The sequence below is a fragment of the Mesorhizobium sp. YC-39 genome (assembly GCF_025753795.1).
Taxonomy (GTDB): domain Bacteria; phylum Pseudomonadota; class Alphaproteobacteria; order Rhizobiales; family Rhizobiaceae; genus Mesorhizobium.
In genome coordinates this window covers 1,685,057-1,702,313 of the sequence record NZ_JAOWPS010000001.1, presented here as the reverse complement: position 1 = coordinate 1,702,313, position 17,257 = coordinate 1,685,057, and the positions used below count along the sequence as shown (strand labels likewise).

Sequence of the window (17,257 nt, the reverse complement as noted above, 5' to 3'; positions counted from 1 at the left end):
ATCGGTTTCCACCGGAAGACCGGCCCCGCAGGCGGGGCCGGGCCGGTTTCGGATCATTCCACGTTGAAGATCGGTTTGTAACCTTCCGGCGGCAGGATGTTGGTCTGCGGAACATCGTTGACGTTGGCGGAGTCGACCACGAAGATCTTGGGGCCGACATGCTTGATGTATTCCTTCTTCTCCAGGATGCGGACGGCCTGGTCGATCGCGATACGGCCCTGGATCACCATCGAGTCGGCAGGCGCCGCCAGGATGAGGCCGCGCTTGATGCCTTCATAGACGCCCGGCGTCATGTAGAAGGCCAAAAGATCCACCTTACCTTGCAGCCCTTGCTCACGGATGATGCCTTGCGCGGCTTCGGCGGTGACCGCGGTTCCAGCGATGTAGCGGATCTTCGGATTGGCTTGCAGCTCGTCCTCGACGAGCTTGAGCTGCACTTCCTTGCCGGTGTCGCCGAACTTCGGCTCAAGGACCTTCACCGCCGAACCCTTCACCGCATCGAGGAAACCCTTGTTGGCGGCTTCGACCCAACCCGCTCCCGCCGGTCCTGGGAACCAGCCGACCTCTACCTCCTCGCCGCCGGCCGGATGTTTCTTGGCCAGATACTCGCCGGCCGACGATCCCATCGTGTAGAACGAGACCAGCGACTTCGCCGACACATCCGGCGATGAGATGCCGTTGATGACGTCGATGACCGGGATGCCCTTCTTGTGGATCTCGGAGACGAGATTGTTGAGGCCGTCGAAGGAGATCGCGCCGATGACGACGGCCTGCGCGCCGCTCGCCACGCAGTCCTCGATCTGCGAGATCTGTTTGTTGAGCTCGGTGTAACCGCCGGCTTCGACCAGATTCATCTTCACGCCGAGACGCTTGGCTTCCTCGGCAACGCCATAGTCGACGCCAAGCCAGTAGGCGTCTTTCATGTGCGGGAACGAAACGCAGATCTTCCAGGGTTGCGAAGCCTTGTCCAGCGCCACGTAGGAGACGTCCATCGGCTTGCCGTCGGCGGCGAAGGGCGGTTCGATCTTCTCGGCGTCATAGGGCGACCAGTCGGCGGCATAAGCGGTGCCTCCGGCGATCAAGACCGCCGTCGTCACCAGCATCATTTTCCCGAGATTTCTCATGTCATTCCCCTTTCTTGTTATCGGCCGCCGCCTTCCGGGCGGTTCGGCCGCACTTCCCAAATGTCAGTTGCCTTCTCTCAGGCGAAAACGCTCCTGATCCTGTCGAGCAATGCTGCCCGGTCGGCGCGGGCTTTCAGCGCGCCGTCCATATCGACCTTGACGAATCTGGTGGGCGTGTTCGGCTGCAACTGGCCGATCAGATCCATGTCCGCCGAAACAACCGTGCCGACCATGAAGTAGCCGCCGCCCGAGACAGCGTCGCGATGCAGGATGATCGGCTCGGTGCCGCCCGGCACCTGGATGGAGCCGTAGGGGTAGCAGCTGTCGACGATATTCGATGGGTCCGATCCCGCGCCAAACGGCTGGTCGCGCTCGACGAATTGCAAGGGACGGCCACCGCGGAAGCGATAGCCCATGCGATCGGCCTCGGGCGCCACCTTCCACTGGTCGTCGAAGAAATTCCGGTGCGTTTCCTCGGTGACACGGTGCCAATAGAGGCCGGGCAGAACCCGCAGTTCGGCCGGCATTCCAGGTCGCCGGCGCAGGGCTTCCGGAATGCTGCGCCCTTCCCTGCCGCCAGCGGCATTGCCGACGGGCAACTCGTCATCCTTGGCGATGGCACGGCCCTTGAAGCCGCCCAGCGCGCCGATCGGGTAGGTCGAGCGGCTGCCGAGCGCGAGCGGCACGTCGATACCGCCGGCAATTGCGATGTAGATGCGTGCGCCGGTCTGCAGGAAGCCGAAGCTCAGCACCTGGCCTGCCCTGACCTTCAGCGCGGTCCAGGACGGCTTCTCCTCGCCATCGAGCTTGATCGGCATGTCGGCGCCGGTCACCGCGATCAGTGCGTCGCGGGTGAATTCGAGCTGCGGTCCGACGAACACCGCCTCGAGGCCGGCAGCGCCCTCGTCATTGCCGACGATCAGATTGGCGGCGCGCAGCGCCAGCCTGTCCATGGCGCCGCCGATCGGGATGCCAAGGTGAAAGTAGCCGGGACGGCCGAGATCCTGAACCGTGGTCGAAAGCCCCGGATTGAGTACTCTAACGACCATTGATCATGCCCTCCAGCCTGGCGTTGTAGCCGTCAATGTCCTTCTGGAATTCGCGCAGGTCGAAAGTGACGTCGCTGATTGCGGGGGTGAACCGGCCAGCGGCGACTTGCTCTACGGTGTGGTCGTATTCTTCGCGGCCGATCGGCTTGAACTTGACGATGTCGCCGGGACGGAAGAACACCATGAAGTCGCGGAGATAGCTGGTCTTCTGCTCCGGATCGAAGATCGGCATCGGCGTGATGCCGAACATCTGGTAGCCGCCAGCGCCGCGGACCGAATAGATGCAGGAAAAGCAGCCGCCATAGCCGATGGTGAGCTTGGGCGTGTCGGTGCGCGGCCTGAGGTATTTCGGCACCTGGATCTGCCGCGGCCGGTCGACCATCTGATACATGAACGGCAGTCCGGCGACGAAGCCGACCATCGACACGAACCATGGCGACCCGGCATGGGCAGCGATGAAGTCGTCGACCGTCGCGTAGTTGTTGATGCGGGCGGCGTATTCGAGATCGGTGGCCTTGGGATCCTGGTGCCGCTCGCGGAAACGCATCAGCGTCTCGTGCGTCCAGGGATCCTGGTAGAATACCGGAATCTCGATGATCCTGGTGGCGATCACCGGATCGGTTTTGCTGGCGGCACTTTCAATGGCCTGCACTTCGCGCAGCATGTCGTCGGGCCGGATCATGTCGGGATTGAACTTGATCTGGAACGAGGCATTTGCCGGGCAGATCTCGGTCACGCCCTTGATCTGGCTGTCGCGCACGGCGTTGGTCATCGAGAGGCTCTTGAAAAAGGCCTCCAGCGACATGCTCTCGTCGCATTCGACAAAGAGATGCTCATCGCCACCGAATGAATAGCGGTTCTTCATCAGGCCACCTCCCTCGCGCCGCTCGGCGAAGCGGCGAATTTCGTTTCCAGCCAATCCTCGAGAAAACGCGTATGGAAGCGCCCGGCCGCCACGTCGGCATCGGCGGCGAGCGCCTCGTGCAGCGGCACGGTCGTCGGAATGCCAGTGATCTTGAGACCGGCAAGAGCGGTGCGCAGTTTGGCCAGGCAGGCGACGCGATCGGCGCCGTGCACGATCAGCTTTCCTAAAAGCGAATCGTAGAAAGGCGGCACTGCGTAGCCGGCAAAGAGCATGGTGTCGAAACGGATACCCTCGCCCTCGGGGACGCTAAGTGCTTCGACGGTGCCCGGACCGGGCATGAAACCCTTGTACGGGTCCTCGGCATTGATCCGGCACTCGATCGCGTGGCCGGTAATGGAAATGTCTTCCTGCCTGACCGACAGCGGCTGGCCGCCGGCGATGCGCAGCATCTCCTGGACGAGGTCGAGCCCGCTGATCATCTCGGTCACCGGGTGCTCGACCTGGATGCGAGTGTTGACTTCGATGAAGTAGAAATCGCGGCTGACGTCGTCGTAGAGATATTCGACCGTTCCCGCACCGCTATAGCCGACCGAGCGAGCCAGGGCGACGGCACTGTCGCACAGGCTTTTGCGCACCTCGGCCGGCAGGCCGACGGCCGGCGCTTCTTCCCAGACCTTTTGCCGGCGGCGTTGCAGCGAGCACTCGCGCTCGAAGCAATGAACGAAGTTTTTGCCGTCACCGAGGATCTGCACCTCGATATGGCGCGCCTTCTCAATCACCTTCTCGATGTAGAGACCGCCATCGCCAAAAGCGGCTGCGGCTTCCGCCGAGGCCTGCGGGAAATGACGCTCGAATTCCTCGAGCGTATGAGCGATGCGGATGCCCCTGCCGCCGCCGCCGGCCGCCGCCTTGATCATCACAGGCAAGCCGATGCGCGAGACGATCGCCGCCGCCTCGGCGATATCGGACACCCGTCCGTCGCTGCCCGGCACCGTCGGCACGCCGGCCTTGGCCGCCACCTGGCGCGCCGCGACCTTGTCGCCAAGCAGCCGGATCGCCGCCGCGTCCGGCCCGACGAACTTCATTCCCGCCGCAACCACCGCCTGGGCAAAATCGGCATTCTCCGACAGGAAGCCGTAGCCGGGATGGACGGCGTCGACCTTGGCTGCCTTGGCCGCGGCGATCACTGCCTCGACATTGAGATAGGATTTCTTCGCTGCCGGCGGCCCGATGTCGATCGCCTCGTCGGCCAGTTGCACCGCCAGCGAACCGGCATCGGCCTGGCTGTGCACCTGCACTGTCCTCAAACCCAGGGCTTTCGCCGCGCGGATGATCCGCACCGCGATCTCGCCCCGATTGGCTATCAGGACGGAATGGATGGTCATGCCTCGACCTCGGCAAGAGCCTGGCCAGCCATCACCGCGTCGGCGTCGTCGACCAGGAAGCGGATCGCCTTGCCGTCGATGCCGGCGGTCACTTCATGAAATGACTTCATCACCTCGACGACGCCGATCACATCGGCTGCGGAAACGCTATCGCCATCGTTCTTGAAGGGCGCGCTGTCGGGCGACGGCCTGCGGTAGAACATGCCGGGCAGCGGCGATTTGATTTCGGCTTTGCTCATTTTGATCCCCTGATGGCATAGGCCTGTTGGGCGGACACTTCAGACACCGGCGCGATCCGGATCCCGTTCGCGACCAGCGCCGAACGCATGTTGCCGGCGATCTCCAGGCAACCTGGCGTGTCGGAATGAAAGCAGATCGATTCGAAATCGATGTCGATATCGGCGCCGTCGACGGTGCGGACCTTGCCTTCGAGACAGGCGCGCACGACCTTGTCGGCGATTGCGGCCGGATCGAGTTTGCCGACGTGGCGCGTGAAGACGATCGAGCCAGAGCGGTCGTAGTCCCTGTCGGCGTAGAATTCCCTTATAACCGGCTGACCGGCTTCGATGGCGGTGCGATAGGTCTGCGACATCCCCATGCAAAAGACGAAGGCGTTAGGCGCTACGGTGCGCATCAGCTTGATGAAGGATCGCGATAGCGCCTCGTTGGCGGCAAGTTCCATGTAGAGCGCGCCGTGCGGCTTGACGTGCTGCAGAACGGCGCCGTGACGACGGGCAAACTCGCGCAGCGCACCGATCTGGTAGACGATATCGTTGATGATCTCGTCGTCATTGCCGTTGATCTTGCGGCGGCCGAAGCCTTGCAGGTCCCGGTAGCCGGGATGCACGCCGATGCCGACGCCATGCTGGGTCGCAAGCCGCACGGTGGTGTCCATCAGATTGGGATCGCCGGCATGGAAACCGGCGGCAATGTTGGCGGAGCTGATCAGCTCCATCAGCCTGGCATCGTCGGTGTCGCTCAGCCGCCATTGGCCAAACGCCTCACCCATATCGCAATTGATGTCGACAATCGTGACCGGCACGTTGCTCCCTTTGCAATTCAGGCGCTGATTGACAGCGCGGTTCCCGTCTTCTTTTTTTCGAACGTTAGCGCGGAAGCACGGCATTGAAAAATTCTATTCTCAGAATTTGACATTCTGATTTTCAGATACCTATTTTGGGCGCATCCGGAAAGAAAAGCACCAGATACCGGCAGAAACACGCCTGTTTGTTGCGACGCAAAAAGGCCGTCGGTGCTCAAAGAAATTGCGTGTATCGTATTTTCAGAGAATATTAGCCTCCAGTATCAGATAAACGGAAAGCTACTTCCTTGCCAATCAGCCTGCGTCAAATCCGCTATTTTGTCTCGACCGCCGAGCAGGGCCAGATCTCGCAGGCGGCGGTCGACCTCGCAATTTCGCAGTCGGCGATCACCACCGCGATCAAGGAACTGGAACGCGTGATCGGCGCCGATCTGTTCGTCCGCTCCCCCCAGGGCATGGAGCTTACCGCGGCCGGGCGCCAATTCCTGTTCCACGCCTACGACATCCTCAACAAGGTGCAGGAAGCGACCAGCCTGAACGTACCGGCCAATAATCTCGAAGGCAGCCTCACGGTGGCGGCCACCTATACGGTGATCGGCTATTTCCTGCCCAACCATCTGGAAAAGCTGAAGCGCAATTTCCCGAAGCTCGACATCCAGCTCTTCGAACTCAACCGCGAGGCGATCGAAGAGGGCCTTCTGTCCAACCGCTACGACATTGCCGTCCTGCTTACCTCCAACGTGCTCAATCCGGACCTGACAACCGAAACGCTGTTGGGCTCCCGGCGCCGGCTCTGGGTCGCATCCAAGCACCATTTGCTGCAGCGGGAATCCGTCGGCCTGAAGGAAATTTCGCAGGAGCCTTACATCATGCTGACCGTCGACGAGGCGGCGCACACCTCACTGAAGTACTGGAGCAAGACGCCCTATCAGCCGTCCGTGACGCTGCGCACATCGTCCGTCGAGGCAGTGCGCTCGATGGTTGCCAACGGGCAAGGTGTGGCAATTCTTTCGGACATGGTCCTGCGGCCGTGGTCACTGGAAGGCAAGCGCATCGAGACGCTGGTGCCCAGCGACCCTATCCCGGCGATGGATGTCGGTCTGGCCTGGCGCCGCAACGCCCAGTTCACCTCCGCCATGGAGGCGTTTCGATCCTATTTTCGACAGACCTTCTATATCCCGAACAGTCGCTAGCGCTTGCTGTGCGGAACGCTGAGGCGAGCAAAAGATCAACCGCCAAATCTCGGTTCTGGTGTTCCGATCACGCCAAGGCCGGTGATCGCGAAAAGGCTGCCGCGCAGGACGCTGTCGCCGGGAAAGCGCGGCAGCGGCGGCTTGGCCATTGAGGTGACGTAGAGGATGTCCAGCTTCGGCCCGCCGAACATGACGCTGGTGATCTTTTTCACCGGCATGTCGATGATGCGATCGATGCCGCCGTCGGGCGCATAGCGCACCAGCCGACCGTCATAGACCAGCGCATTCCAAAGGAAGCCTTCAGCGTCGACCGTCGACCCATCGGCTGCCCCGCCGCGGCTGGTATCGACACGAGTGAAGGTGCGCCGGTTCGTCGCGGCACCCGTGGCGATGTCGTAGTCATAGGCCCAGATCTCGCCGGTCCAGGTGTCGGCGAAATAGAAGGTGCGGTCGTCGGGGCTCCAGCACGGGCCGTTCGAGCAGATGATGCCGGAATCGATCCTGGTGACAGAAAAATCCGGATCGAGCCTGTAGAGACCGCCGGACGGCCCTTCTTCCATCGTGTCCATGGAGCCGGCGAAGAAGCGGCCGCGCCGGTCGACCTTGCCGTCGTTGAGACGGTTCATCGGCCTGTCCGGCTCCGGATCGTGGATCAAAGTCACATCGCCGGTGGCGAAATCGAGCAGATGGAAACCACGCTGCAACGATACCACCGCGCCGCTGCCGTCCTTGCGCAGGGCCATCGAGCCGATCTTCATCGGCACGTCCCATGACCGGATCTCGCGTCCGTCAGCGGTGGCGCGAAACACGCGCCCGTCGAAACTGTCGATCCAGTAGAGACGCTCCTGCTCGACGTCCCATAAGGGTCCCTCGCCCAGCGTGGTCTTCACGTCCACCACGACTTCGATCTTCATGCCTTCCTCCTTTGTTAGGCCCGCGCAGCGAGTGGCTAGAAAGCGACCTTGTCGCCGCCCTTCAGTGACAATATCTCGCGCGCCTCATCGGGCGTCGCCACCTCCATGCCGAGCCCCTCGATGATCTTGCGGGCAAGCAGCACCTGCTCGGCATTCGACTTCGCCAGTTTGCCCTTGCCGGCCCAGAGACTGTCCTCCAGCCCGACGCGGATGTTGCCGCCAAGGGCAGCCGACTGGGCGGCTATGCGAAGCTGGCTGGCACCGGCGCCCAGCACCGACCAGCGGAACTGGTCGCCGAACAGCCGGTCGGCGGTGCGCTTCATATGGGCGACATCTTCGGGATGCGTGCCGATGCCGCCGAGCAGCCCGAACACCGACTGCACGAAGAACGGCGGCCTCACCAGCCCGCGGTCGGCGAAATGCGCGAGGTTATAGAGATGGGCGATGTCATAGCACTCGAACTCGAAGCGCGTGCCGTTGTCGTAGCAGGTCGCCAGGATATACTCGATATCCCTGAAGGAGTTGCGGAAGACGAGGTCGCGCGTCGCTTCCAGATGCGGCTTCTCCCAGTCGAACTTGAAGGTCTCGTATTTGTCGGCGAGATGATAGAGCCCGAAATTGATCGAACCCATGTTGAGCGAGGCGACCTCAGGTTTGAACTGTGCGGCAGGCCGCACGCGCTCCTCGACCTTCATGTAAGGGCTGCCGCCGGTGGTGATGTTGATGGCGGCGTTGGTGTCTTGCTTGATGCGCGGCAGGAAACGGCCAAAGGCCTCGGGCGTCTGGTCGGGCTTGCCGGTCTCCGGGTCGCGGGCATGCAGGTGCAGGATCGCGGCGCCGGCTTCGGCCGCGGCGATCGCTTCGGAGGCGATCTGATCCGGCGTGATCGGCAGATAGGGCGACATGGTCGGCGTATGGATCGCCCCCGTCACCGCGCAGGTGATGATGACCTTGCCGCTGGTCTGCGAGGCGCCGGGCTTGCGGCTTGTCTGCGTCATTTTCCAAACTCCCGATCCGATTTTTTCTTGTGCGCCGCCAGTGCCATCAGCCGGCGGTCGCGCCACACCTGCCGCTCGCCGAGGCTCTCCTGTGGCAGGCGCTTGCGGCGGCCGGCCTCGACCGTCGTCATCACCTCGCCCGCCCAGTCGACGCGCCGCAGCATCTGCGGGAAGATGTTCGAATAGATCGTCTGGTAGCGTTCGACATAGTCGCGCACGCCGCCGGGCGCATTGAGGTCGATCGTCTCGAACGGCCCCATGAACGACCAGCGCAACGCCAGCCCGTCGCGGATGCCGATGTCGACGTCCTCGACGCTGGCATAGCCGTCGGCGACGAGCCGGAACGCCTCCTCCAGCAGCGCGCCCTGCAAACGGTTCATGATGAAGCCATCGAGTTCGCGCTTCATCACAAGCGGCGCATGGCCGGCGTCGACGAGGAAGGCACTCGTCCTTTCGATCGTCTCAGCGGAAGTCCATGGCGCCGGCACGACTTCCGCCGCCGGAATGAGATAGGGCGGATTGATCGGATGCACGACAAGGCAGCGGTGCCGTCCTTTGAGATGGTCGGTGAATTTCGACGGCAGCAGCGCCGAGGTGGAACTGGCGATCACCGCTTGCGGACCGGCAAGCGCGTCGAGCAGGGAAAACACCTCACGCTTGACGTCGAGGTTTTCCGGCGTGTTCTCCTGGATATGAACGGCCTCGGCCAGCGCCTCCTCGAGCTCGGCGGCGACGGCGATGCGATCAAGCACGGCATCGACCGGCTGCCCGCGCAGCAGGTCGTTCGATGCGAGGTCGCCCAGCACACCGCTGATATAGTCGCGGGCGCCGCCTGTCGCGGCCGGCGACTGATCCCACATGCGCACATCATGGCCGGCGCGCGCGAAGCTGATCGCCCAGGCCCGCCCGATGAAGCCACTGCCGACAATCGCTACCTTTGCCATCGATCGGTTCCTCACAGTGTTTCGACATTGCCGTCGACGCCGAGCGACTGGCCGGAAATGTTGACGCCGGCGTCGGAGAGCAGGAAGGCGACCATTGCGGCGACGTCGTAGGGGCTGGTCATGCGGCGCAGCGAGATGCTCTGGAGATAGCGCCCCGTCATCTCCTCATGGCTGATGCCGACCTGCCTGGCGCGCGCCGCAATGACGCTTTCGATGCGCGGGCCCTCGATGATGCCGGGCAGGATGGCGTTGACCCTGATGCCGTGCGGCCCGAGTTCCTTGGCGAGGCTCTGCGTGAAGCCGATGACGCCGAACTTGGCCGCCGAATAGGGCGTGCGGAACGCGTAGCCATGGCGGCCCGCCGCCGACGACATCGAGACGATCGAACCGCCGCCCGCCGCCTTGATCAGCGGCACGGCACGCCTGGCGCAGAGGAACTGACCGGTAAGGCAGATGTCGATGCAGCGCCGCCAATCCGCCGGATCGATCTCGTCGACACCGCCGGTCGGCCCGGCGATGCCGGCATTGTTGATCAGCGCGTCGAGCCCGCCGAGCTTTTTCTCGACCGCCTCGAACAGCCGGTCGACATCGGCCTCACGCGAGACGTCAGCCTTGACCGCATCGACGAGCGTGATCTTGCCGGGTGCGGCGGCCAGCGCCTCCTCGGAAACGTCGCAGACAACGATGCGGGCGCCGAGCCGCGACAGCGTGTCGGCGATGGCCAGGCCGATGCCGCCGGCGCCCGCCGTCACCAGCACACGCTGTCCCTTCAGCCCGCCCAGAAATTCGTCCGCCGTTTCAGGCGCCTTTGCACTCATCGTCCTGTCCTTCTCATTGCAGTCGACGTTCGCGCAACGCCATGACGGCGCCCAGAACGACCAACCCGTAAAGAATTGCCCTTGTGGCGTAGGGAAGCGTGGTGCCGGCCAGCAGCATCTGCAATGCCGTCAGCAACAGCACACCGCCGAGCATGCCGAGATAGTGGCCGCGCCCGCCAGTGATCAGCGCACCACCGACCACCACCACGGCGATCGACGGCAAGAGATAGTCGTCGCCCATGCCGAGGCTCGCCTGGCCTGAAAAGCCGGTCAGCATGATGCCGACGAGAGCGGCACAGACGGCTGAAAGCATGTAGACCAGGATCAGCGTGCGCTCGACGCCGATCCCTGACAATCGCGCCGCGCGCAGGCCGTTGCCGATGCCGTAGACCCGGCGTCCGAACGGCGTGCGCCCAAGCAACAGCACCGCCGCCACAACGAAGACGACCATCAACAGAACGACCGGCGTCACCAGACCGAGCCTGGCCGTCATGAACCAACGCAGCATCGGCGAGGAAAACCCGGCCGGCGTTCCCTGCGAATAGAGCAGCGCGCAGCCTTGCAGAATGCCGTTGGTGGCGAGCGTCATGACGATCGGTGAAATGCCGAGATAGACGATACCGAAACCATTGGCGAAGCCGATGGCGCAAGCGATCAGGAGCACAGTCGGCAGGGCATAGACGAGCGCCACATCGGAGCCGTTGACCATGCCGGCCAGGACGATGCCGGAAATGCCGATCGTCCACGGCACGGAGAGGTCGAGGCCTCCAGTCAGGATGACGGTTCCCTGCCCGAGCGCCAGGACGGCAAGGAAGGTCGACAGCACGAGCAGCGAGTTCCAGTAACCCGGATTGAGGATGGTGCGGCCAAGCCATATCTGCGTGACCACCACGATGATGATGAGGCAGACATAGGCGGGCAGCGCATAGCGCAGCGTCTCGGCGTTGCGCAAATGGAAGGCGGGGCGCGGCGATGCCTGGCTACGTTGGTCTTGCAGTGGCCGGGCGATCTTGAGACGCCGGTCCACGCGCTCGAGCTGCGAGGGCAATATGCCGGCGCGCCAGGCGGCAAGCCTGGCTCGCGCAGCACGCAGTTGCACCGCAAGCACCGAAGCGTGGGAGATCGAGCCGGCAAGAGCAGCCAGCACGAGTATGGTGCCTTCGGCGATCGTGGAATAGTAGGCCGATACGTTGAGCACCAGCAGGATGTTCACCACGATCATCAGGATATAGGCGCCGAAGACGGTGCCCACCGGGCCGCCCTGCCCGCCGCCGAGACGCGTGCCGCCGACGACGACCGCGGCGAACATCGACAGCAGCAGCGGATTGCCGACCAGCGGATCGCCGCTGCCGGTCTGGGCGCTGATGAACACGCCGGCAAGGCCGTAGCAGCCGCCGGCGATCACATAGACAGCAAAGCGCACGAGCACGACGTTGATGCCGACCGCCGCGGCTGAATCCGCGTCGCTGCCGACGGCATAAAGCGCCGTGCCGAAGCGAGTTCCCTTCAGCCAGAACCAGGCGAGAAGGACCATACCTATCACCACCAGCGGCATCGGCAGCCAGCCGGTGATCGCGTCGCCGAGATAGAAGGTGCCGAGATCGGGCGACACGAAGCCGCCAGGCTTGTCCATCACCAGCAGCGTGACGCCTTGCAGGATGAACATGGTGGACAGCGTCACCACGATGGGCTGCATGCGCAGCACCGCGATGAAGAAGCCATTGAAGGCGCCCACCGCCATGCCGACGCCGATGCCGACCGCCGTCCACAGCATGATGCTGGCGCCAGGCGCCATCGGGTCCATGCTCGATGCCAGCACGACATTGACCAGTGATATCACCGCACCGGCTGAGAGGTCGAAGCCGCCCGACAGGATCACGATGGTCTGGCCGATTGCCGCCAGCGCCGAGGTCGCTCCGCCGCTCGACAGGAACGACACGTCGAAATAGGTGAGCGGCCCAGCACTGACCCAGTCGACGATGAAAAGCAGGATCGCAAGGACGATCGCGGCGATCAACGCGCCACGATTTCGCACCAGCGCGCGGCGCAGCCCCACGCCTCCGGAAACGGGGGATGAAAGGGTTGCGCTGCTCATGCGGCGATTTCCCCGGCATGCCCGAGCGCCGGGCGCATGATGGCCGGTTCGGTAATGGCGTCGCCTTCGAGTTCGGCCGCGATGCGCCCGTCATAGAGAACCAGGACCCGGTCGCATTGGTGGACCAGTTCGGGAATCTCGGTCGAGTGCAGCAGGATCGAGCCGCCGGCGGCCACGTAGTTTCGCATCATCACATAGAGTTCGTGCTTGGTACCGACATCGATGCCGCGGGTGGGATCGAACAGAAGCAGGACGCGGCTCTGCGCCACCAGCCATTTGGCAATGGCGATCTTTTGCTGATTGCCGCCGGAAAACGCGCCCGCCCGCGTCCACAGCGCGCGGCGGTCGACTTCGACAGTGGCGAACGCCTCCTCGACGGCGCGCGTCTCGGCTTGGGCGTCGACGAGGCCGAGACGTGTGAAGCGCGACACCACTGGCAGCGTGGCGTTCTCACTGCCCGACAATTTCAGGAACAGACCTTCGGACTTGCGGTCCTCAGGCACCAGGCCGATCGCCATGTTGGGCCGCAGCGCATCCGCAGGCGAACCAAGCCATACCTTACGGCCGTCGACCAGGATGTCACCCCGGGTGATTTCGGCCATGCCGAAGCAGGCCAGAAACAGGTCCTGCTGGCCCATGCCCTGCAGCCCTGCGACGCCGAGGATCTCGCCCTTGCGCAGGTCGAAGCCGACGCCGTCGAGCTTGCGCCCGACCTTCAGGTCGCGAACGCCCAGAACCGGCGGCCCGAAAGCCTGGGCGCCGTCGGGCTTGGGCGGAAAGGTCTGCTCGATGCTGCGGCCGATGATCTTTTCGATCACGTCGGCGTCCGAAACATCGGCGACCGGGGCGGTGACGATATGGCGGCCGTTTCTGAGAATTGTCAGCTTCTCGCAGAAGGCACGGACCTCGCGCATGCGATGGGTGATGAAGACGATGGTCGTGCCTTCCGCTTTCAACCTGGCGATGATCTCGCCCAGCCAGTCGACATCGCGGCCGGCAAGCGTCGAGGTCGGCTCGTCGAGCAGCAGGATGCGTGGCTTGCGATAGACGGCGCGCGCGATCTCGATCTTCTGGCGCACCGATAGCTCGAGCTCGCCCACCTCGGCATCGAGATCGACGGAAAAACCGAGATCGTCGATGTGGCGGTGGACCACCTTGCGTGCGGCAGCGCGGCGGATCAGACCGGAGACGCCGACCGGGGCATAGGGCAGCAGCATGTTGTCGAGGACGGTGAGATCGCGCACCAGGGTCATCTCCTGGAACGCGGTCTGCACACCCAGCGCGTGCGCGGCGCGCGGCGCGCCGTAGCCGATCTCCTTGCCGAAGACACGGACATGGCCTTCGCTCGGCCGCACTAGCCCCGACAGGAGTTTCACCAGCGTCGACTTGCCGGCTCCATTTTCCCCCAGCAGCGCATGGACGCTGCCGGGCGCGATCCGAAACGACACGCGGTCGAGCGCGACGGTCGGGCCGAAGGCCTTGCTGATGCCGTCGATCTCGACGGCGGGAAGCTCGGGGTGTTCTGTCATTGTCCTCGATCGCTAGCCTTTGCCCAGATCGACGATGCACGGAAGCAATGTCCGTGCATCGTCACGATCGCCTTGGGAGGCTATTCTTCCGGCTGGCCGACGAGGGCAGCCGCGAGGCCGATCTCGGGCGTCTGATCCGAGAAGATCGAGGCGAACCAGCCGGGATTGGAGACGAGCGACGGCTTGAAGGCGTTGCAGCCGGCCTTCATTTCCGCCCAGGTGCCTTCGTCGCACAGCTTGATCGTCTCACTGGTGACAACCGGCAGCGGCAGGATCGTGGTTTTCGGCACATCCTTGCCTTCAATCGCTTCGACGGCCAGCTTCAAGGCGAGTGCCCCGGAATAAGGCGGCGAGGCGTAGGAAATGCGTTGCGCGCCAAGCGGTGCATAGGGAGACGCCGCACCTTCGACCTCGGTCCCTTCCGGCAGCATCTGGATGCGGCCGCCATTGGAGCCTTCGCCGGCGCATGGCAGGAGTTCGCTGGTCTTCTTGCCGGCCTCAAGCTGCATCGAGTTGGCGGTGAAGCAGCCGACCTGCATCCACAGACCGTTGATGTCGTCCCAGTTGCGGGTGGCCAGGATCTTAGAAAGCTCGGTGCGGGCAACCGCCTGGCTCCACATGCCGACAGCCTCGCCAACGATCTTGATGTCAGGATATTTGGCGAAGACTTCCTTGGCTGCCTTTGTCCGTTGATCGTCGACGGATGTGCCGGGAACACCGGTGATGGCGATGATGTTACCCTTGCCATTGAGCTTCTTTGCAAGCCATTCGGCGGTCACCCTGCCCGCTTCCAACTGATCGATATGGACGTTGTAGGCACAGGGCTCGGTGATCTCGGCGTCGTAGGCAAAGACCTTCACACCTTTGTCGCAGGCATTCTTCACGACCTGATTGAGCGCGGTCGGCGAGATCGGGTAGACGACGATCGCCTCGGCGCCGCTTTGCACCATTGCGTTGATCTGCTGGATCTGGCGTTGCGCGTTCGGTCCGGCTACCTGGACCTGCAGGTCGACCTTGTCGGCCAAGCTCTTGTGAGCGGCCATGGCCTTGACCATGTTGGCCGCCTCCGCCTGCCAATCGTTGCCGATATAGCTCATGCTGAGAAATATCTTGTGCTTTTCAGCCGCCTGCGCGGCGGACAGGCCAAAAGCGCATGCAGCCATGCCGGCCAGCAGCGTGAGCCGCCGGACTTTCAATCCGATACCCATGAATTCCTCCCAATCCGAACGACCGAATGCCTCCCAAAGGCACGAAACGTAACCCTTGTCATTCGATGCCATCGACCGTATCATGATTTGATCAAAGATCAATGATGAAATCTCTTGATATCAAAACGCTGGTCGAGGCCGCTTGACGCAGCAATCCGAACCTTGCATTCCGGACACAGCGGTAGCGTCGCCCTCGGGCGGGAAGGTTGATGGGAGATGGCTGGATCGGCGTTCAGGAAGCCGGGAGTCGAGATCACACCCCTGTCCAGGGAAACCCTGCAGGACAGGGTTTATCGCCATGTCACCGAATTGATCCTCGACGGCAGCATCGTGCCGGGCGAGATGGTTACGGTTCAGAGCCTTGCCGATGCTTTCGGCGTCAGCCCGATGCCGGTCAGGGAGGCGCTACGGCGCCTGACCGCCGCCAATGCGCTCATGGTGGTTTCGGGCCGATCGATCGGCATTCCGGCGCTCAGCCGCGCCCGCCTCATCGATCTCAGGAATGTCCGGTACGAGATCGAAGCGATCGCCGCCGCATGGGCCGCGGAGCGCATGGACGACCAGGGCGTGGCGCTGCTGCGCCAACATCTCGATGCGCTCGAACAGGCCAACGCCGCCGGCGACGTCAAATCCTATCTCAGGGCCAACTACGCCTTTCATTTCTCGATCTATCGGGCGGCCGGCTCCGAGAACATGCTCAACATCATCGAAAACCTGTGGCTGCAGATCAGCCCGTATTTCAACATGCTGCACGATTCCGGGAACTATTCGACCGCCAACGAGCACCATCAGGCGATGTTTGCGGCGCTGCGCGACCGGGATGCGGAAGCGGTTCGGGCCGCGGTCCGCGCCGACATCGATGCGGCCTTCGACGTGCTGGTCGGTTTGCTGGGGTAACCAACACCGATCCAGGTCGTACTACCAGACCCGCAAGAAACGATTCAGCTTACGATCTTGACGCACATCGGCGTGCCGATCTCGATGGCCCCTCCGGTGTCGGTCAGCGTGCCGCTGTCGGCGTCGCGGGCAAAGATCGAAATGCGGTCGGCATTTTGATTGGCTGAGAAGAGATGACCGCCGGACGGGGTCAGCGCGAGATTGCGCGGCGTCGAACCCCCACAAGGGACGTAATCGACCAGGCTCAATGCCCCGGTCTGCTGGTCGACGGCCATGACGACGATGCTGTCGTGACCACGGTTGGAGCCATAGACAAAACGGCCGTCCGGCGAGATCTGGATATCGGCGCAATGGTTGCTGTCGCGCGCCTCGGCCGGCACCGCCGGCCTGGCGTCGATGACCGAGAGCTTGCCGCTGGCTTCGTCCAGCGCCATCGAAACGATGGTCGAGTCCAGTTCGTTCATGACGAAGACAAAGCGTCCGTTGGGGTGCAAGGCAAGATGACGTGGGCCGGCACCTGGCGGAAGAGCGGATTCGGCGAGCTTTTTCAGGCTCCCATCCGGCTCGATCCGATAGGAGACCAGCCGGTCGATGCCGAGGTCCGCGACAACAGCTGTTCCACCGCCAACGGTTTCCGTCACGCTGTGGGCGTGAGAGCGCTCCTGCCGTACCGCGTTCGGGCCGGTGCCTTTATGCGATACGCTGGCCAGCGGCGCCGACAGTGCGCCGTTCTCCTCGAAACCATAGACAGCCACTGCCCGGTCCGGTCCACCCTCGCCCATGCCGTAATTCGCCACCAAAAGCTTCGTTCCGTCGCGGGTGATGGTGTTGTGCGCGGTGATACTGCCCAGCGAAGGCTGCTTGTTCAGATAGCTTAGCGTAGCCGTCGCGCGATCGAAGCTGTAGGCGGAGACAGTTCCTTCCCGCCAGGCGAAGACTTCCGAGTTGGCGTAGATACGCGCGCCGTCCGGGGTCACCGACAGGAATGTCGGATTGTCGATGTCATTGGTCTCGGCCAGTTTTCGCGTTTCCAGCGTCTCTTCGTCGAAGCCGTAGACGCTGAGGCCGACACCGCGCGCGCCCTGAAAATACGGCGCCTCGCGGTTCAGGCTGCCGATGAAGACCAGACAGGTATTCCGCATGATTTCCTCCCCTGCCCGCCAGCGCTTCGGCGCGCGGGAACAGCCAAAATTTCG

At 63.2% G+C, this 17,257-nt stretch carries 16 protein-coding genes; 2 read left to right on the top strand and 14 right to left on the bottom strand.

What is annotated here, in order from left to right:
• Positions 1-53 precede the first annotated feature (53 nt).
• The 6 genes from torT to OHD62_RS07980 form a co-directional block, all read right to left on the bottom strand.
• On the bottom strand, positions 54-1,124 hold the full coding sequence (gene torT / locus OHD62_RS08005; protein ID WP_263781934.1) for a TMAO reductase system periplasmic protein TorT: 1,071 nt from the start codon (positions 1,122-1,124) through the stop codon (positions 54-56).
• A 77-nt stretch (positions 1,125-1,201) separates the two neighbouring features.
• The gene (locus tag OHD62_RS08000; RefSeq protein WP_263781931.1) at positions 1,202-2,173 is read right to left on the bottom strand and encodes a biotin-dependent carboxyltransferase family protein; all 972 of its coding nucleotides are present in this window, start codon (positions 2,171-2,173) and stop codon (positions 1,202-1,204) included.
• Positions 2,163-3,038 (bottom strand): 5-oxoprolinase subunit B family protein, encoded by an 876-nt coding sequence (locus OHD62_RS07995; RefSeq protein WP_263781930.1) that lies wholly within the window; start codon positions 3,036-3,038, stop codon positions 2,163-2,165. The genes OHD62_RS08000 and OHD62_RS07995 overlap by 11 nt, the downstream gene beginning before the upstream one ends.
• Positions 3,038-4,423, bottom strand: coding sequence for an acetyl-CoA carboxylase biotin carboxylase subunit (locus OHD62_RS07990; RefSeq protein ID WP_263781929.1), 1,386 nt, complete (start codon positions 4,421-4,423; stop codon positions 3,038-3,040). Before OHD62_RS07990 ends, OHD62_RS07995 begins: the two co-directional genes overlap by 1 nt.
• Positions 4,420-4,662: an acetyl-CoA carboxylase gene (locus OHD62_RS07985; RefSeq protein ID WP_263781928.1), complete on the bottom strand. Its 243-nt coding sequence runs from the start codon at positions 4,660-4,662 to the stop codon at positions 4,420-4,422. Before OHD62_RS07985 ends, OHD62_RS07990 begins: the two co-directional genes overlap by 4 nt.
• Entirely contained in the window at positions 4,659-5,465 is an 807-nt protein-coding gene (locus tag OHD62_RS07980) for a 5-oxoprolinase subunit PxpA (protein WP_263781927.1), read from the bottom strand. Before OHD62_RS07980 ends, OHD62_RS07985 begins: the two co-directional genes overlap by 4 nt.
• A gap of 287 nt (positions 5,466-5,752) precedes the next feature.
• On the opposite strand from OHD62_RS07980, the gene OHD62_RS07975 reads away from it, so the two are divergent.
• The gene (locus tag OHD62_RS07975) at positions 5,753-6,658 is read left to right on the top strand and encodes a LysR family transcriptional regulator (RefSeq protein WP_263781926.1); all 906 of its coding nucleotides are present in this window, start codon (positions 5,753-5,755) and stop codon (positions 6,656-6,658) included.
• Positions 6,659-6,693: 35 nt separating this feature from the next.
• Here the strand turns inward: OHD62_RS07975 and OHD62_RS07970 are convergent, their stop codons facing one another.
• From OHD62_RS07970 to OHD62_RS07940, 7 genes are all read right to left on the bottom strand, one after another.
• Positions 6,694-7,572 (bottom strand): SMP-30/gluconolactonase/LRE family protein, encoded by an 879-nt coding sequence (locus tag OHD62_RS07970; RefSeq protein WP_263781925.1) that lies wholly within the window; start codon positions 7,570-7,572, stop codon positions 6,694-6,696.
• Positions 7,573-7,607: 35 nt separating this feature from the next.
• A complete protein-coding gene (locus tag OHD62_RS07965) occupies positions 7,608-8,570 on the bottom strand; it encodes a 3-keto-5-aminohexanoate cleavage protein (protein ID WP_263781924.1) in 963 nt (320 codons plus the stop codon).
• Complete coding sequence (locus OHD62_RS07960; RefSeq protein ID WP_263781923.1) at positions 8,567-9,514, bottom strand: 3-hydroxyacyl-CoA dehydrogenase; 948 nt, start codon at positions 9,512-9,514, stop codon at positions 8,567-8,569. The genes OHD62_RS07965 and OHD62_RS07960 overlap by 4 nt, the downstream gene beginning before the upstream one ends.
• An 11-nt stretch (positions 9,515-9,525) precedes the next feature.
• Positions 9,526-10,332 (bottom strand): SDR family oxidoreductase, encoded by an 807-nt coding sequence (locus tag OHD62_RS07955; RefSeq protein ID WP_263781922.1) that lies wholly within the window; start codon positions 10,330-10,332, stop codon positions 9,526-9,528.
• A gap of 13 nt (positions 10,333-10,345) precedes the next feature.
• Entirely contained in the window at positions 10,346-12,427 is a 2,082-nt protein-coding gene (locus OHD62_RS07950) for an ABC transporter permease (RefSeq protein WP_263781921.1), read from the bottom strand.
• A complete protein-coding gene (locus tag OHD62_RS07945) occupies positions 12,424-13,956 on the bottom strand; it encodes a sugar ABC transporter ATP-binding protein (RefSeq protein ID WP_263781920.1) in 1,533 nt (510 codons plus the stop codon). Before OHD62_RS07945 ends, OHD62_RS07950 begins: the two co-directional genes overlap by 4 nt.
• Before the next feature lie 80 nt (positions 13,957-14,036).
• Positions 14,037-15,164: a sugar ABC transporter substrate-binding protein gene (locus OHD62_RS07940; RefSeq protein ID WP_263781918.1), complete on the bottom strand. Its 1,128-nt coding sequence runs from the start codon at positions 15,162-15,164 to the stop codon at positions 14,037-14,039.
• Positions 15,165-15,380: 216 nt separating this feature from the next.
• On the opposite strand from OHD62_RS07940, the gene OHD62_RS07935 reads away from it, so the two are divergent.
• Positions 15,381-16,061: a GntR family transcriptional regulator gene (locus OHD62_RS07935; protein ID WP_263781917.1), complete on the top strand. Its 681-nt coding sequence runs from the start codon at positions 15,381-15,383 to the stop codon at positions 16,059-16,061.
• Between the two features lie 44 nt (positions 16,062-16,105).
• Here the strand turns inward: OHD62_RS07935 and OHD62_RS07930 are convergent, their stop codons facing one another.
• Positions 16,106-17,203, bottom strand: a complete 1,098-nt coding sequence (locus tag OHD62_RS07930) for a lactonase family protein (RefSeq protein WP_263781916.1) — start codon at positions 17,201-17,203, stop codon at positions 16,106-16,108.
• Positions 17,204-17,257 lie beyond the last annotated feature (54 nt).

Excerpts from the sequence above, each read along its gene's own strand:
- OHD62_RS07940 (WP_263781918.1), bottom strand. The coding sequence starts at position 15,164 with ATGGGTATCGGATTGAAAGTCCGGCGGCTCACGCTGCTGGCCGGCATG.
- OHD62_RS07970 (WP_263781925.1), bottom strand. The coding sequence starts at position 7,572 with ATGAAGATCGAAGTCGTGGTGGACGTGAAGACCACGCTGGGCGAGGGA.
- OHD62_RS07930 (WP_263781916.1), bottom strand. The coding sequence starts at position 17,203 with ATGCGGAATACCTGTCTGGTCTTCATCGGCAGCCTGAACCGCGAGGCG.
- OHD62_RS07965 (WP_263781924.1), bottom strand. The coding sequence starts at position 8,570 with ATGACGCAGACAAGCCGCAAGCCCGGCGCCTCGCAGACCAGCGGCAAG.
- OHD62_RS07935 (WP_263781917.1), top strand. The coding sequence starts at position 15,381 with ATGGCTGGATCGGCGTTCAGGAAGCCGGGAGTCGAGATCACACCCCTG.
- OHD62_RS08000 (WP_263781931.1), bottom strand. The coding sequence starts at position 2,173 with ATGGTCGTTAGAGTACTCAATCCGGGGCTTTCGACCACGGTTCAGGAT.
- torT (WP_263781934.1), bottom strand. The coding sequence starts at position 1,124 with ATGAGAAATCTCGGGAAAATGATGCTGGTGACGACGGCGGTCTTGATC.
- OHD62_RS07960 (WP_263781923.1), bottom strand. The coding sequence starts at position 9,514 with ATGGCAAAGGTAGCGATTGTCGGCAGTGGCTTCATCGGGCGGGCCTGG.
- OHD62_RS07950 (WP_263781921.1), bottom strand. The coding sequence starts at position 12,427 with ATGAGCAGCGCAACCCTTTCATCCCCCGTTTCCGGAGGCGTGGGGCTG.
- OHD62_RS07995 (WP_263781930.1), bottom strand. The coding sequence starts at position 3,038 with ATGAAGAACCGCTATTCATTCGGTGGCGATGAGCATCTCTTTGTCGAA.
- OHD62_RS07985 (WP_263781928.1), bottom strand. The coding sequence starts at position 4,662 with ATGAGCAAAGCCGAAATCAAATCGCCGCTGCCCGGCATGTTCTACCGC.
- OHD62_RS07955 (WP_263781922.1), bottom strand. The coding sequence starts at position 10,332 with ATGAGTGCAAAGGCGCCTGAAACGGCGGACGAATTTCTGGGCGGGCTG.
- OHD62_RS07990 (WP_263781929.1), bottom strand. The coding sequence starts at position 4,423 with ATGACCATCCATTCCGTCCTGATAGCCAATCGGGGCGAGATCGCGGTG.
- OHD62_RS07945 (WP_263781920.1), bottom strand. The coding sequence starts at position 13,956 with ATGACAGAACACCCCGAGCTTCCCGCCGTCGAGATCGACGGCATCAGC.